Source organism: Pseudonocardia pini (assembly GCF_013870575.1).
Classification (GTDB): domain Bacteria; phylum Actinomycetota; class Actinomycetes; order Mycobacteriales; family Pseudonocardiaceae; genus Pseudonocardia; species Pseudonocardia pini.
In genome coordinates, this window is record NZ_JACBXB010001025.1 from 1 (window position 1) to 1,568 (window position 1,568).

Here is a 1,568-nt window from a genome sequence, read left to right on the forward strand (position 1 = left end):
CAGGGTGTGCAGCACCGCCCCGACCAGCGGGACCGCGGCGTAGAGCTCCAGGTGGCGGTGGTGGTTCCAGGCCAGGCTGGCCACCCGGTCCCCCGGCCGCACGCCCAGCCCGCGCAACGCGCCAGCCAGCCGCGCGACCCGGTCGGCGTAGGCCGCGTAGTCGTAGCGGAGGACCTCCTCGCCGTGCGCGTAGCAGGCGATCTCCCGGTGCGGGTGGTGGAGCCGGGCCCGGCGCACGAAGTCGGAGAGGAGCAGGTCCGTCATGGCGCAAGCCTGGTCAGCCGGGGCGGGGTTGTCACGGCCCGTCGGCGCACCCGTTGTGGGCTGTTGCAAAGACCGCTTCAGCGGGCCGCGCGCCGCATCCGCTTGCGCACGTACATCGCCTCGTCCGCCGCCTTCCACGCCCCGGGGAAGCCGGCGACGATCGAGTAGGGCGCGTGGCCGAACGAGCCGGAGACGCCCGCCCGCTCCAGCTCGCGCTCGGCACGCTCCACCCAGCCCTCGGCCTGCTCGGCCGTGGCGCCGACCGCGATGATGCCGAACTCGTCCCCGCCGAGCCGGGCCAGCACGTCCCCCGACCGCACCGTCGACTCGAGAACCCGTGCGGCGGAACGGATGTAATCGTCCCCCGCGTCGTGGCCCCGGACGTCGTTCACGGTCTTGAGGTTGTCCAGGTCCATCACGATCACGGTGGCGTCGTCCCCGAAGCGGCGGAAGCGCTCCTCCTCACGGACCACGTACCGGTCCCAGCCGCGCCGGTTGAGCAGGCCGGTCAGCGCGTCGGTCTCGGAGTCCCGGCGGGCGGTCTCCAGGTCGCGGGCCACGTCGGTCGCCCGCAGGTCCGCCTCCAGCACCGAGGACAGCAGGCTGGAGAGCACGTCGAGCAGCGGGCCGTATGACTGCAGCGACTCCGGGCGGCGCTCGGGGTCGAAGCCGCACACCGAGCCGAACAGGCTGCCGTCCGGCTGCACGATCGGGGTGCCCACATAGGTCTTGATCTGGGCGCCGGAGCGGTCCGCCGCGGTCTGGTACTGCGGGACGAGGGACACGTCCGGCGCGATCCGCGGTGCCTCGCCGGAGACCATGTACCGGCACATGGTGTCGACCAGCGGGACGGCGTGGCCGGCCTCCATCCCGTACGAGCCGTCGTCGGTGACGGACAGCATCAGCTGCCTGTCACCGGTGATCCTGGTGACCGACCAGACCCCCATCGGGATCTCCTGACGCAGGTAGTCCAGGACGAGGTCGCACGCGCGGTCGAACGACCGGGCGGGCACGAGCGCACGCGCCAGCCGCAGGTCCGCCGCCTGGATCCGGTCCGGAGCGGCCACGGACTCGGTGTCGTGCATGCCGCCCTCCTCCTCACGTCGCGCCACGGTTCCGTGCCCCGGCGACGCGACTCACCATGCCGGCCTGCCTGCGCCGCTTCCACGCGGCCACCCCGGAAGGGTGATCGGCCGGACCGGCGTTCCGGCTGGTCACGACGATCTTCCGGAGGGTCGCTGCGGCGTCGCGGCGCCCTGCGGCGGGTGTCCGCCGACGCCTCCGGCCCCGTCCGACTCCAGAGC

At 73.4% G+C, this 1,568-nt stretch carries 2 protein-coding genes; both read right to left on the minus strand.

Features of this window, described 5'->3' with window-relative positions; genetic code table 11:
* Nucleotides 1–264: AMP-binding protein (locus tag H5J29_RS32115; RefSeq protein WP_181784672.1), on the minus strand; the 264-nt coding region annotated here is incomplete at its 3' end.
* Nucleotides 265–341: 77 nt separating this feature from the next.
* Nucleotides 342–1,349 (minus strand): sensor domain-containing diguanylate cyclase, encoded by a 1,008-nt coding sequence (locus H5J29_RS32120; protein ID WP_181784673.1) that lies wholly within the window; start codon nt 1,347–1,349, stop codon nt 342–344.
* Between the last annotated feature and the right edge of the window lie 219 nt (nt 1,350–1,568).